The organism is Pseudomonas sp. BN515 (assembly GCF_029873155.1).
In the GTDB taxonomy this organism is placed as follows: domain Bacteria; phylum Pseudomonadota; class Gammaproteobacteria; order Pseudomonadales; family Pseudomonadaceae; genus Metapseudomonas.
Map to the genome: position 1 here is coordinate 12,879 of NZ_SSOH01000031.1, position 12,811 is coordinate 25,689.

General features: G+C 65.2%; 10 protein-coding genes and 1 riboswitch. Of the genes, 3 read left to right on the plus strand and 7 right to left on the minus strand.

Translation table 11 applies throughout. From position 1 onward, the window contains the following. Positions 1-85 precede the first annotated feature (85 nt). From E8E91_RS09315 to ahcY, 4 genes are all read right to left on the minus strand, one after another. Positions 86-2,071, minus strand: coding sequence for a DEAD/DEAH box helicase (locus E8E91_RS09315; protein WP_280375508.1), 1,986 nt, complete (start codon positions 2,069-2,071; stop codon positions 86-88). A 191-nt stretch (positions 2,072-2,262) separates the two neighbouring features. Continuing rightward, a complete protein-coding gene (locus tag E8E91_RS09320) occupies positions 2,263-3,018 on the minus strand; it encodes a transporter substrate-binding domain-containing protein (protein ID WP_280375509.1) in 756 nt (251 codons plus the stop codon). Between the two features lie 196 nt (positions 3,019-3,214). Next, the gene (gene metF / locus E8E91_RS09325; protein WP_178119259.1) at positions 3,215-4,060 is read right to left on the minus strand and encodes a methylenetetrahydrofolate reductase [NAD(P)H]; all 846 of its coding nucleotides are present in this window, start codon (positions 4,058-4,060) and stop codon (positions 3,215-3,217) included. Positions 4,061-4,154: 94 nt separating this feature from the next. Beyond that, positions 4,155-5,564, minus strand: coding sequence for an adenosylhomocysteinase (gene ahcY, locus E8E91_RS09330; RefSeq protein WP_280375510.1), 1,410 nt, complete (start codon positions 5,562-5,564; stop codon positions 4,155-4,157). A gap of 22 nt (positions 5,565-5,586) precedes the next feature. Beyond that, a riboswitch (S-adenosyl-L-homocysteine riboswitch) is annotated at positions 5,587-5,690 on the minus strand. A gap of 185 nt (positions 5,691-5,875) precedes the next feature. On the opposite strand from ahcY, the gene E8E91_RS09335 reads away from it, so the two are divergent. From E8E91_RS09335 to E8E91_RS09345, 3 genes are all read left to right on the plus strand, one after another. Next, positions 5,876-6,280 (plus strand): hotdog domain-containing protein, encoded by a 405-nt coding sequence (locus E8E91_RS09335; RefSeq protein WP_280370871.1) that lies wholly within the window; start codon positions 5,876-5,878, stop codon positions 6,278-6,280. A 155-nt stretch (positions 6,281-6,435) separates the two neighbouring features. Next, positions 6,436-8,010: a methyl-accepting chemotaxis protein gene (locus E8E91_RS09340; RefSeq protein WP_280375511.1), complete on the plus strand. Its 1,575-nt coding sequence runs from the start codon at positions 6,436-6,438 to the stop codon at positions 8,008-8,010. 94 nt (positions 8,011-8,104) lie between these two features. Further along, on the plus strand, positions 8,105-8,557 hold the full coding sequence (locus E8E91_RS09345) for a cytochrome c (protein WP_190833329.1): 453 nt from the start codon (positions 8,105-8,107) through the stop codon (positions 8,555-8,557). Here E8E91_RS09345 and ligB read toward each other — a convergent pair. The 3 genes from ligB to E8E91_RS09360 form a co-directional block, all read right to left on the minus strand. Continuing rightward, positions 8,551-10,215, minus strand: a complete 1,665-nt coding sequence (gene ligB, locus E8E91_RS09350; protein WP_280375512.1) for an NAD-dependent DNA ligase LigB — start codon at positions 10,213-10,215, stop codon at positions 8,551-8,553. The genes E8E91_RS09345 and ligB overlap by 7 nt on opposite strands. 329 nt (positions 10,216-10,544) lie before the next feature. Further along, positions 10,545-11,735: a methionine adenosyltransferase gene (metK, locus tag E8E91_RS09355; protein WP_280375513.1), complete on the minus strand. Its 1,191-nt coding sequence runs from the start codon at positions 11,733-11,735 to the stop codon at positions 10,545-10,547. 19 nt (positions 11,736-11,754) lie between these two features. Next, positions 11,755-12,756, minus strand: coding sequence for a metalloregulator ArsR/SmtB family transcription factor (locus E8E91_RS09360; RefSeq protein ID WP_280375514.1), 1,002 nt, complete (start codon positions 12,754-12,756; stop codon positions 11,755-11,757). Between the last annotated feature and the right edge of the window lie 55 nt (positions 12,757-12,811).

The window sequence follows — 12,811 nt, forward strand, 5'->3', positions numbered from 1 at the left end:
GGGCTGATGGGTATCGCGCAGGGACCGCATGATCCGAAAACGAAAACGCCGGCACTTGGCCGGCGTTTTCATGAGCGGGTGAAACTCAGCGATTGCGGGTCAGCAATGCCGGCTTCTCGCCGCGCGGGCGGTTGCTCTGTTGCAGTTCGTCCAGCTGCTCCGGCGTCGGGTAACGGTCGGCGCGGGACTCTTTCATGATGATCTTCGGTGCCGGCTTGTTGGCACGCGGATCCTGCACGGCAGGCTCGTCGCGACCACGGGACACCAGTTGATCGTCACCACGGCGCTGGCTGTTGCCACGACCCTTGGCCGCCTTGCCTTGGCCCTGACCCTGGCGCGGTTGGCCCTGCTTCTGGCCGCCCTGGCGTTGGCCCTGGTTGCTGCCACTGCCCTGGCCTTGGCCGCGGCCCTGACCACCGCCGCTACGACCTTGTCCCTGACCGCCACCACTACGGGCCTGACCTTGCTGGCCTTGTCCCTGCTGGCGCTGGCCCTGGCCTTGACCCTGGCCACCACGGCGCTGGTTGCGACCCTGGCTCTGGCCTTTGGGCGGATAGGGGCTGACGTAATCGGCGCGATTACCGAAGTTGTCCACGTCGTCGTCGAGGAATTCTTCCGGATCACGATCAGCTGCCGGCTGCGGCGGGCGCGCCTGCTTCGGCTGCTTGGGCTGCTGCTGGCGCTGGCCGGCTGCCTGTTGGCCTTGGCCCTGGCCTTGCTCCTGACCCTCGCCTTTGCCCTTGCCACGACGGCGATTACGGCTCTTGCGCGGCTTGCCTTCAGCGGCGCCTTCGGCACTGGCTTCCTTCCCTTCGGCAGGTGCCTGCGGTGCGGCGGCCTTGGCTTCGCGCTTGGGCTTGTCGGCGCGCGGCTGGCGCTCGGGGCGCGGCGGGCGTGCCTCGGGACGCTCGGCCTCGACGGTCGCCGGGTCGAAGCCCTGGGTATCGCCGTCCGGGATCTTCTGCTTGGTCAGCCGCTCGATGGCCTTCAGCAGCTTGTCTTCATCCGGCGCGACCAGGGAGATGGCTTCACCACTGCGACCGGCACGGCCGGTACGGCCAATGCGATGCACGTAGTCTTCCTCGACGTTGGGCAGCTCGAAGTTGACTACATGGGGCAACTGGTCGATGTCCAGGCCACGGGCCGCGATGTCGGTGGCCACCAGGATGCGCACGTCGTTGGCCTTGAAGTCGGCCAGGGCCTTGGTACGGGCATTCTGGCTCTTGTTGCCGTGGATCGCGGCGGCGGTCAGGCCGTGCTTGGTCAGGTACTCGGCCAGGCGGTTGGCGCCGTGCTTGGTACGGGTGAAGACCAGCACCTGCTCCCATGCGCCAATCGTGATCAGGTGCGCCAGCAGGGCGCGCTTGTGACTGGCGGGGAGACGGAACACGCGCTGCTCGATGCGCTCCACCGTGGTGTTCGGCGGGGTCACTTCGATGCGTTCGGGATCGTGCAGCAGCTTGTTGGCGAGGTCGACGATGTCTTTCGAGAAGGTTGCCGAGAACAGCAGGTTCTGGCGCTTGGGCGGGAGCTTGGCGAGGACCTTCTTCACATCGTGGATGAAGCCCATGTCGAGCATCCGGTCGGCTTCGTCGAGCACGAGGATTTCCACATGGGAGAGGTCGACGGCGCCCTGGCCGGCCAGGTCGAGCAGGCGGCCGGGGCAGGCCACCAGCAGGTCCACGCCCTTGGACAGGGCTTGCACCTGGGGATTCATGCCGACGCCGCCGAAGATGCAGGTACTGACCAGTTTCAGGTCACGGGCGTAGAGCTTGAAGCTGTCGTGGACCTGGGCCGCCAATTCGCGGGTCGGCGTCAGGACCAGCACGCGCGCCTGGCGTGGGCCATGGCGCTGGGACTTGTCGTGGTGACCGTTGGGGAACAGCAGTTCCAGAACAGGCAGGGCGAAACCGGCGGTCTTGCCGGTACCAGTCTGGGCGGCAACCATCAGGTCGCGACCTTGCAACACGGCGGGAATCGCCCGCTGTTGCACGGGAGTGGGCTGGGCGTAGCCGGCGGCTTCGACGGCGCCGACCAATGCCTCGGAGAGACCGAGGGAGGCAAAGGACATGGGAGATCCTGTGTGAGTTCTAAGGGGCTGGCCCAATAGGGTGATCGTGTCTGGCTCGAATCACGGCGATGGCTCGCGATCCCGACCGGTCCTGCTGGCTCTGGGGGTGGCTCAGCATCCGGGCGTATGCCTGACGGAGCGCCGAGTATAACAGCTCCGCGAGAATGTACAGCCCTCGTGGTGCTCAACGGTTACCGAAGGTTTCCCGCGCCCGGTTCACGGTAGCGATCCACCAGCTCCGCGTATGCGGGCTCCCGCTTGAAAAGCCTGAGCGCTTCGCTGAAGCGCCCGGCGAGACCGTCCAGGCGGGGCTCTCGGCGAAACGCCAGGTACAGGCGGTCGCGACTGATCACCCGCTCGTGCTGGCCGACTTCGTCCCCGAGCCCCATCTGGTGGATCAGGAAAAGACCGGCGCGGCGATCATTCACCACCAGGTCGACCCGGTCACGCACCAGCTTGCCGAGGTTCGCCTCGTGGGTGGGCGCCGGTTCGCGTATGAACAGCGGGGACGTACGGAAATCCTGATCGGCGTACCAGTAGCCGGGGGAAATCCCCACTTTCAGCCCCTGCAGATCGGCCAGGCGCTGGAACGGGTAAGGGCGTTGCCTGGCGTAAAACAGGACGAACTCCACTTCCGAAAGCGGCTCGCTGGGGAAGGCCATCCGGGCTTCGCGTTCCTGGATATGGAAGATATCCAGCACCGCGTCGGCTTGTCCGCTTTCCAGCTCCATCAGGCAGCGTTTCCAGGGCATCAGGCTCCACTGCACCTCGATGCCCAGGCGCTTGAGGACGACGCTGCTGGCCTCGTAGTCCAGCCCTCGGATCTCGCCGTCTTCCTCATAGATGTAGGGCGCCCAGGGCTCGCTGACGATACGCAGCGGTTCGGCCCCGGCGACTTGGCCAAGGCAGACGAACAGGATGATGAGGGCGATGCGGGGTAGTGGCATGTGGCCAGATTACGTGGCGACAAGCGCGCTGGAAAGTGAGCCGAAGCCCAAAGATTTCCAGGCTGTGATCGCCGTCGCCACTGCCGCCGATTATGGGGGCGAATTCATTCGCGATTGAAATCGCCCTCACAGGGTGTGGATGTGGAAAAGAAAAAGGCCGGGGCAATGCCCGGCCTCTTCGTCTTCTACGGCGAACTCAACGCGGCAGGTTGAGGTTCTTCCAGATCGCCAGGCTCGGTTCGGCCTGGTTCAGGGTGTAGAAGTGCAGGCCGGGAGCGCCGCCTTGCAGCAGTTGCTCGCACATCTCGGTGATCACCTGCTCGCCGAAGGCCTGGATGCTCTGCGCGTCATCGGCGTAAGCCTCCAGTTGCTTGCGGATCCAGCGCGGGATTTCCGCGCCGCAGGCGTCGGAGAAGCGGGCCAGCTTGCTGTAGTTGGTGATCGGCATGATGCCCGGTACTACCGGGATATCCACGCCCAGCTTGCGCACGCGCTCGACGAAGTAGAAGTAGCTGTCGGCGTTGAAGAAGTACTGGGTGATCGCACTGCTGGCGCCGGCCTTCACCTTGCGCACGAAGTTGGCGAGGTCGGACTCGTAGCTGCGTGCCTGGGGATGGACTTCCGGGTAGGCGGCGACTTCGATGTGGAAGTGATCGCCGGTTTCGGCGCGGATGAACTCCACCAGCTCGTTGGCGTAGCGCAGCTCGCCGCTGGCCATGCCCATGCCCGACGGCAGGTCGCCGCGCAGGGCGACGATGCGCTGGATGCCGGCATCCTTGTAGTAGGCCAGCAGGGCGCGCAGTTCGGCCTTGCTGTCACCGACGCAGGACAGGTGCGGCGCGGTGGGCACCTTCACTTCGCCGTCCAGCTGCAGGACGGTCTGCAGGGTGCGGTCGCGGGTGGAGCCGCCGGCACCGTAAGTGCAGGAGAAGAAATCCGGCTGGTAGGCGGCCAGGTTGCGGGCGGTGGCCATCAGTTTTTCGTGCCCGGCTTCGGTCTTGGCGGGGAAGAACTCGAAGCTGTAACGGCGTTCTTGGGACATGGGTCTTTCCAGGCTCGGGAGCAAGAGACGGAGGGCGCGCCCTCCGCCAGGCTGAAAACAGGGGTGAACGGGACGTGCCCGTTCACCCGGACCATCAGTAGCGGTAGGTGTCCGGCTTGAACGGGCCTTCCACGGTCACGCCGATGTACTCGGCCTGCTGCTTGGTCAGCTGGGTGACCACGCCACCGAAGCCTTTCACCATTTCCAGGGCCACTTCTTCGTCCAGTTTCTTCGGCAGTACTTCCACGGTCAGGCGCTCGGCTTTCTTCTCGGCGGAGAGGTCAGCGAACTTCTGCTCGAACAGGAAGATCTGCGCCAGCACCTGGTTGGCGAAGGAGCCGTCCATGATGCGGCTCGGGTGGCCAGTGGCGTTGCCCAGGTTCACCAGGCGGCCTTCGGCCAGCAGGATCAGGTAGTCGTCGTTGGCCGGGTCGAAGGCGCCAGCACCGGTGCGGTGGATCTTGTGCACCTGCGGCTTGACCTCTTCCCAGGCCCAGGTCTTGCGCATGAAGGCGGTGTCGATCTCGTTGTCGAAGTGGCCGATGTTGCACACCACGGCGCGCTTCTTCAGCGCTTTCAGCATGCCCGCGTCGCAGACGTTGACGTTGCCGGTGGTGGTGACGATCAGGTCGATCTTGCCCAGGAGAGCTGCGTCAACGCTGGCTTCGGTGCCGTCGTTCAGGCCGTTCTTGTACGGGGAAACCAGCTCGAAGCCGTCCATGCAGGCCTGCATGGCGCAGATCGGGTCGATTTCGGAAACCTTCACGATCATGCCTTCCTGACGCAGGGACTGGGCGGAGCCCTTGCCCACGTCGCCGTAGCCGATCACCAGGGCCTGCTTGCCCGACAGCAGGTGGTCGGTGCCGCGCTTGATGGCGTCGTTCAGGCTGTGGCGGCAGCCGTACTTGTTGTCGTTCTTGCTCTTGGTCACAGCGTCGTTGACGTTGATCGCCGGGACTTTCAGGGTGCCGGCCTTGAGCATGTCGAGCAGGCGGTGCACGCCAGTGGTGGTCTCTTCGGTGATGCCGTGAATGCGCTCGAGCATCTGCGGGTATTTCTTGTGCAGGATCTCGGTCAGGTCACCGCCGTCGTCCAGCACCATGTTGGCGTCCCACGGCTGGCCGTCCTTGAGGATGGTCTGCTCGATGCACCACTCGTACTCCTGCTCGGTCTCGCCCTTCCAGGCGAACACCGGGATGCCGGCGGCGGCGATGGCGGCAGCGGCCTGGTCCTGGGTGGAGAAGATGTTGCAGGACGACCAGCGCACTTCGGCGCCCAGGGCGGTCAGCGTCTCGATCAGTACGCCGGTCTGGATGGTCATGTGGATGCAACCGAGGATCTTCGCGCCTTTAAGCGGCTGCTGGCCGGCGTACTTGCGGCGCAGGCCCATCAGTGCCGGCATCTCGGACTCGGCGATGATCAGCTCGCGGCGGCCCCAGGCGGCCAGGGAAATGTCGGCGACTTTGAAGTCGGTGAAACCGGCAGGCGTCATGACAGCGCTCATGTAAGAGTCTCCATTCGTAGTATGCGAATGGGCGCCGTTGATGCGTTTTGGCAACGCCCCTTCCGAGCCTGACAGGTGGAGGCTGATTCGAATCAGACCCCACGTGCTGCAGCGCCCCTCGGAAGGGAGGCGGGAACGACCAGACTGTGCCGGCCGTTTGAAAAGCCTGCGGATTATAGCGGCGCTGGCGGGCAAGCCCAAGGTTTTCCGTCGCCCGGACGAGTCCCTATCGCAGCCATTGAAAGCCTTGTCAGGACAAGCCGCGCCGGGCCGGTCATGATGCGTCCCATCTCACACAAGGAGGACGCTGCATGAATTTCCATACGCGCAAATGGATCAAGCCCGAAGACCTCAACCCCAACGGCACGCTGTTCGGCGGCAGCCTGTTGAAGTGGATCGATGAGGAAGCGGCCATTTACGCCATCATCCAGCTCGGCAACCAGCGCGTGGTCACCAAGTTCATCTCCGAGATCAACTTCGTCAGTTCCGCGCGCCAGAGCGACATCATCGAGCTGGGCATCACCGCCACGGAGTTCGGGCGCACCTCGATCACCATGCGTTGCGAAGTGCGTAACAAGATCACCCGCAAGAGCATCCTGACCATCGACAAGATGGTGTTCGTCAACATCGGTGAGGACGGCCTGCCGGCACCCCACGGCAAGACGGAGATCACCTACATCAAGGACCGCTTCAGGGACGACGACCTGTCTGCCTGACTCTGGTGCGCCTGGTGCGTGAGTTCGCCCCGCAATGGGGCATTTCACGCTCGTTGCCAGTCGCCAGGCTCTCTGCGCCGGGGTTGGCCGCCTTCTTGCTGTGCAGCCGTCAGCCCCGCCTGAAGTTCCGGGGTGGGCTCGGCCAGGAGGCACCCATGTCCGCCACTTCCGCTTTCGACTCGCTGCTCCGCTCCGTGGGGCTGCGTACCCTCAACCAGCAATTTCTCTTTTCCTACGCGCTGATGTTCCTGCTGGCGGTTACCGCCTCGGTGGCGCTCTACCTGAGCATGTCGGTGTCACCGGAGACCATCAACATCGCCGGCGCACAGCGCATGCTCAGCCAGAAGATGACCAAGGAGGCGCTGCTCCTGCGCCAGGGCGCCATTGCCCGGCCCATCCTGGACGCCACCATCGCCCAGTTCGACCAGGCCCATCGCGACCTGCTGAACGGCAACCCGGCACGCAACATCAGCGCCATCCAGACTCCGGCTGTGGCCGAGCAGATGCGCCTGGTGGGCCAGCTCTGGGCGAGCTTCCGGCCGCAGCTGGAGCGCCCGGACAGCGACCTCGCGGCCCTGGAAGGTGCTTCGCTCAACCTGCTGAAGGAAATGAACAAGGCGGTCGGCCTGATGGCTGCCCACGCCGAGAACTCGCAGCGCCGGCAGATGTGGCTGGCCTTCGCCTGTGTGATCGGCATCCTCTTGCTGGTGGTGCTGGGGCGGCAATTCGGCCTGCGTCCGTTGATCCAGCGCCTGACGGAGCTGGAGGCCGTGCTGACCCGCGTGGGGCAGGGCGACTTCACCCAGTCCCTGGGCAATCGGCGGCAGGACAACGAAATCGGCCGGATCGTCGCCGGCTACAACCTCATGCGCGAGCAGGTACGCGGCCTGCTGGGGCAGGTCAAGGAGACCGGAGGCCATACCCGCCAGCATGTGGAGACCGTGGTGGCCGCTGCCCATGCGGCCAGTGACGGCGTGCGCCTGCAGCACGAGAACCTCGACCAGGTCGCCACCGCCATGAACGAGATGAGCGCCACCGTGGCCGAGGTGGCCCGCCATGCCGCCCATGCTGCTGAGTCGGCGCGCAATGCCGATAGCTGCGCCAAGTCCGGCCAGAGAGCTGTGCAACGCAGTGCCGAGCTGATCGGCGCGCTATCGGAGCAGATGGCGGCGAGCGCCGGGCAGATGAACGTCCTGCGCAATGAAACCGAAGGCGTGGGCAAGGTGCTGGAAGTCATCACCGGCATCGCCGAGCAGACCAACCTGCTGGCGCTCAATGCCGCCATCGAGGCCGCACGTGCCGGCGAAGCCGGGCGTGGATTCGCCGTGGTGGCGGATGAGGTGCGTACGCTGGCCAGCCGTACCCAGCAATCCACCGGTGAAATCCAGGCGATGATCCAGCGCTTGCAAGGCGGCGCCCAGCAGGCCGTCACCGCTTTGCAGGACAGCAACCACCTGGTGCGGGAAAACCTCAGTCACATCGAGGAAGCCAATGAAGTGCTCGGCAGCATCGTGGTCGCGGTGGACAGTATCAGTGCCATGAACACCCAGATCGCCACCGCCGCCGAGCAGCAGAGCCAGGTGGCTCAGGACATCGACCAGCGGGTGACGGAAATCTCCAGCCTGGCCGAGCGCAGCCGGGATGACGCCCGCAGCGTGATGCAGGCCAGCGAGCGTATCCGGGGAGAGGTGCAGGAGCTGAACGGGCACCTCGACCACTTCAGGACCTGACCGGTGGTGCGACAAACTGTCGCCTGGCTTGGAAATTGTCGGCCGGCTGGGAGTACCCTGTCGCCCGCCTTCAGCCTGACCCGTGATCCTGCCGATGAATGCCAAGAAGATTTTCATCCTTGCTGTCGCCTGCCTGAGCCTTGCTGCCTGCGGCGGCGTGGACCCTAATTCGCCGCTGGGCAAGCGCCAGGCGATCTTCAAGGAAATGCTGCGCACCAGCGAAGACCTCGGCGGCATGCTGCGTGGCCGCATCAGTTTCGACGAGCAGCGTTTCGCCACCGGCGCCACCAAGCTCGACCAGCTTTCCCGCGAGCCTTGGCAGCACTTCCCGCAGGCCCAGGAAGGCGACGCCGATAGCGCCGCGCGCGATGAAGTCTGGCAGCGCCAGGAGCGCTTCAAGGAACTGGTGCGCGAGCTCGAAGCCAGCACCGGCCAGCTCGCCAGCGCCGCTCAGGCCCGCCCGTTCACCGCCCAGGGCGTCGCGCCGCTGGTGCAGAAGGTGGAAGACAACTGCGAAGCCTGCCACAAGGAGTTCCGCGCCTACTGAGGCGAGGAAAATCCGTCCACCCCGGCCGCTCCAAGCTGTTTTGCCAGCATCCGGACTTCGGGATGCTGGAAGAACGCCACCAGTTGCCGCGCCTTCCCCGGCCCGATTCCCGCCTGCGTCCGCCATTGCGCGGACGTTCTGCCCGTCAGCGTTGCCCAGTCCCCTTCCGGTTCCATGGAGGGCGGTAATCCCAAGGCTCTCAGCCACTGGCCGAAAGGCCGACCCCGGGCTTCCTGAAAAGACCCTGCCAGTGAGACCGCGCGAGTCGTGCCGATGCCCGGCCTGGACTCCAATGCGGCGACATCCAGATCAAGCCAGTCCAGCAGCCCATCCAGCTCCAGGCGCGCCCAGGTTCCGCGCCCCAGCCCATTCAGGCCCAGGCCCTTGGGGCCACCCAGCCATTCGAGGCGCGAGAGGAACTGATCCCGGCAGCCGGGTTCTGCACGAAAGCAACTGAGGGCGTGATAGCGGCCGGGCTCTGGCGCTTCCACCCGCGGACGTTCCGTGGCGCGCAGGACGGCGGATTCCAATCGCGGAATGGTGAGTCCGGCCAGGGCAATGGCGACCTGGTCGCCGGGTCGGATGTCCAGTTCTCGCCAGCGTTTCACGGACCCGAGGCCGACGCGCTGGATGCGCCGACCATCGAGTTCGATTGGTTTCAGCTTGAGCAAGGGTGTAACCCGCCCGGTGCGGCCGACCTTGAATTCCACCGCGCGAACCTCTGCCAGCGCCTTGGCGAACGGGTACTTCCAGGCCACGGCCCAGTTCGGCGGCTGCGGTTTCCACTGCCGAGCGGCAGGTCGCGCGCCTTGGCGAATCACGATGCCGTCGCTGGCAAAAGGCAGGGGAGAGCGGTACCAGCGTTCGCGCCAGGCGGCGATGTCGTCAGCGTTGGCGACGGGCCGGGTGAGTGCGTGGGTGTCGGCGAAGCCCATGGCATCCAGGCCATGCAGGCGCTCCTCCATTGGTGCCGGCCCATCCGGCCAGTCCCAGATGAAGAGGCCGATGCCGGCGGCGTCGCGCTGGGTCAATTCATGGCGATTGAGCAACCCGGCCACTTTTCCTCGTGCTCCCTGGCCGCCCCGTTCAGCCTGCACGTGGTCTTCCAGGCGCCAGTAGAGCTCGCCTTGCAGCACGCCATCGCCGATGCCGGGCAAGTGCGCGGGAATCGCCGCGATGCGCCGGGCCTGATGGGTCCAGTCCTGGCCGTGGCCGCCGTCGCCCCGGCTGATGGCCTGCACCAGCCGGTCCTGGCGGTAAACCAGGGTGACGGCCACGCCATCCACCTTGGGCTGAACCCAGAGGTCGCGGCGCTGACCCATCCAGCGGCGCAGGTCGTCGGTGTCCCGCAGCTTGTCCAGGCCGGTCTGGGGCACTGGATGGCGGGCCTTGCCGCCGCTTGACGCCAGGGGATCGCGGAGCGGCACTGCCGCAGTGGGAAAGCACCCGTTCAGGCGTGCCAGGCGGGCGCGGGCCTGGTCGTAGAGTTCGTCGTCCACCATGGAGCGCCCCTCGCGGTGGTACGCGCGGTCCCATTCGGCGATGCGGTTGTCGAGGGCTGAGAGTTCGGCGCTGGCGCGGGTGGGTGGCCAGTCCGGACAGGCATTTGCCAGCGCGAGGCAGGGCAGGAGGAAGGGAAGGGGGATCCAGGTTTTCATGGCGAGCCTCCGTGCTCGTTGGGGAGGCGGCCAGTCTAGGAGCGGGATTTGTCAGCGGGCGCTGAATCCCTTGTCGGTTCGGGCGTGGTTGGTTGTGGGGATTCGGGATTGCAGCGGCGGCGAAACAAAACGCTGTGTCTGCATTAAGTGTCGCAAGTAGCTGCATTGCCCGTAGGAGCTGGCTTGCCAGCGAATGGTCCCCTTTTCGCTAGCAAGCTAGCTCCTACAAGTTTCCTGGACCGATGGGCGATCTCTGGCAACAGCTAACGCAGACATAGCCAAACAAAAAGCCCCGCACGAGGCGGGGCTTTTTGCAGAACGGTCGAGGCTTAGAGGCCGGCGGCGATGCGCAGGGCTTCGGCCTTGTCGGTCTTTTCCCAGGTGAATGCGGTGAAGGTGTCGTCACCGTAGGTCATTTCATAGGGGGTGCGACCGAAGTGGCCGTAGGCTGCGGTCGGCTGGTACATCGGGTGCAGCAGGTCGAGCATCTTGGTGATCGCGTACGGACGCAGGTCGAAGTGCTCGCGGACCAGCTGGACGATCTTGTCGTCGCTGATCTTGCCGGTGCCGAAGGTGTTGATCGAGATGGAGGTCGGCAGGGCCACGCCGATGGCGTAGGACACCTGGATCTCGCAGCGCTCGGCCAGGCCAGCGGCAACGATGTTCTTGGCTACGTAGCGGCCGGCGTAGGCAGCGGAACGGTCAACCTTGGACGGGTCCTTGCCGGAGAACGCGCCACCACCGTGACGGGCCATGCCGCCGTAGGAGTCGACGATGATCTTGCGACCGGTCAGGCCGCAGTCGCCCACCGGGCCGCCGATCACGAAGTTACCGGTCGGGTTGATGTGGAACTGGGTGTCCTTGTGCAGCAGTTCGGCCGGCAGCACGTGCTTGACGATCAGCTCCATCACGCCTTCGCGCAGGTCGGAGTACTTCACGTCGGGGTTGTGCTGGGTGGACAGCACGATGGCGTCGATGCCGACCACCTTGCCGTTCTCGTAGCGGCAGGTGACCTGGCTCTTGGCGTCCGGACGCAGCCACGGCAGCAGGCCGGACTTGCGGGCTTCGGCCTGACGCTCCACCAGACGGTGGGAGAAGCAGATCGGAGCGGGCATCAGCACGTCGGTTTCGTTGCTGGCGTAGCCGAACATCAGGCCCTGGTCACCGGCGCCCTGGTCTTCCGGCTTGGAGCGGTCGACGCCCTGGTTGATGTCCGGGGACTGCTTGCCAATGATGTTCAGGATGCCGCAGGTGGCGCCGTCGAAGCCGACGTCGGAGCTGTCGTAGCCGATGTCGATGATGACCTTGCGCACCAGCTCTTCCAGGTCGACCCAGGCGGAGGTGGTGACTTCACCGGCGATGATGGCTACACCGGTCTTGACCAGGGTTTCGCAGGCGACGCGGGCGTGCTTGTCCTGGGCGATGATGGCGTCGAGGACGGCATCGGAAATCTGGTCGGCGATCTTGTCCGGATGGCCTTCGGACACGGATTCGGAGGTAAACAGGGAGTATTCGCTCATCTATCGGTTTTCCTATTCGTTACCGGTGGGTGAGTTCGCTTCGTGAATCCGGTTTGGCGAAGTGCCTTACCTGAATCTGAAAGCCGTTTCGCAAGCCAATGTAGAGGCTCTCGCCGGGCGTGAGCCCCGCGGCATTGGCCCAACGGGCCAGGTCGTCCTGTTCGAAGCCCAACCATAGATCGCCGCAGGCCTCCCTGGCCCAACTCTGGTTGTGGCTGCACAACTCGGTCACCAGCAGCGCGCCGCCTGGCTGCACCCGCTGGGCCAATTGTTTCATCGCATCGGCCGGTGCCGCGAAATGGTGCAGGACCATGTTCAGCACCACGCAGTCGGCGGCCGCCTGCTCGTCATTCAGGGCATCAGTCAGTCGTAGTTCGACATTGCCGAGGCCTTCTTCGTTACAGCGCATTCGCGCCAGCTCCAGCATGGCCGGGCTGTTGTCCAGCGCCATGACCCGGCTGAAGCGCCGTGCCAGGTCCGGCAGGAATCCGCCGTCGCCGGGGCCGACTTCCAGCGCCGTGGCGCCGGGTTCGAAGCCCAGCGCATCGAGCAATGCCAGCACACTGTCACGGTATTGCGGCAGTCCTGCGATCAGGTCCTGCTGCGCCTGGAATTTTTCTGCTGCGCGGGTGAAGAAGTCGCGGCTGACGGCTTCACGCTGGGCATGCACTTCGGTGATGCGCCCGGCGATCTCGGCCGGCAACTCCAGATCGTCCACTTCGGCCAGCAGGGCCGTGTGCAGCATGCCGCCAACCCGCTCGTTCTGTGCCAGGGCGCGGCGGTAGAAGATCGCATTGCCTTCGCGGCGGGTGGCCACCAGATTTGCCTGGGCCAGCACCTTGAGGTGATGGCTCATGCCCGACTGGCCGGTGGCGAAGATCTGCGCCAGTTCCAGCACGCCGAACGAATCGTTGGCCAGCACCCGCAGCACGTTCAGGCGCAGCGGATCGCCGCCGGCCTTGCACAGGGCGGCCAGCTCGTCGCTGTCGTCATGACGGATCTGGGGTACGCGCAGGCTCATAGGGGGCGCAGTCTAGCCCCCGCTTTCGGGTGTCGCAATGCCAATATCAAAAAGT

Coding starts and splice junctions, on each gene's coding strand:
- metF (WP_178119259.1), bottom strand. CDS start 4,060: ATGTCCCAAGAACGCCGTTACAGCTTCGAGTTCTTCCCCGCCAAGACC.
- E8E91_RS09315 (WP_280375508.1), bottom strand. CDS start 2,071: ATGTCCTTTGCCTCCCTCGGTCTCTCCGAGGCATTGGTCGGCGCCGTC.
- E8E91_RS09320 (WP_280375509.1), bottom strand. CDS start 3,018: ATGCCACTACCCCGCATCGCCCTCATCATCCTGTTCGTCTGCCTTGGC.
- E8E91_RS09340 (WP_280375511.1), top strand. CDS start 6,436: ATGTCCGCCACTTCCGCTTTCGACTCGCTGCTCCGCTCCGTGGGGCTG.
- E8E91_RS09335 (WP_280370871.1), top strand. CDS start 5,876: ATGAATTTCCATACGCGCAAATGGATCAAGCCCGAAGACCTCAACCCC.
- ahcY (WP_280375510.1), bottom strand. CDS start 5,564: ATGAGCGCTGTCATGACGCCTGCCGGTTTCACCGACTTCAAAGTCGCC.
- E8E91_RS09345 (WP_190833329.1), top strand. CDS start 8,105: ATGAATGCCAAGAAGATTTTCATCCTTGCTGTCGCCTGCCTGAGCCTT.
- metK (WP_280375513.1), bottom strand. CDS start 11,735: ATGAGCGAATACTCCCTGTTTACCTCCGAATCCGTGTCCGAAGGCCAT.
- E8E91_RS09360 (WP_280375514.1), bottom strand. CDS start 12,756: ATGAGCCTGCGCGTACCCCAGATCCGTCATGACGACAGCGACGAGCTG.
- ligB (WP_280375512.1), bottom strand. CDS start 10,215: ATGAAAACCTGGATCCCCCTTCCCTTCCTCCTGCCCTGCCTCGCGCTG.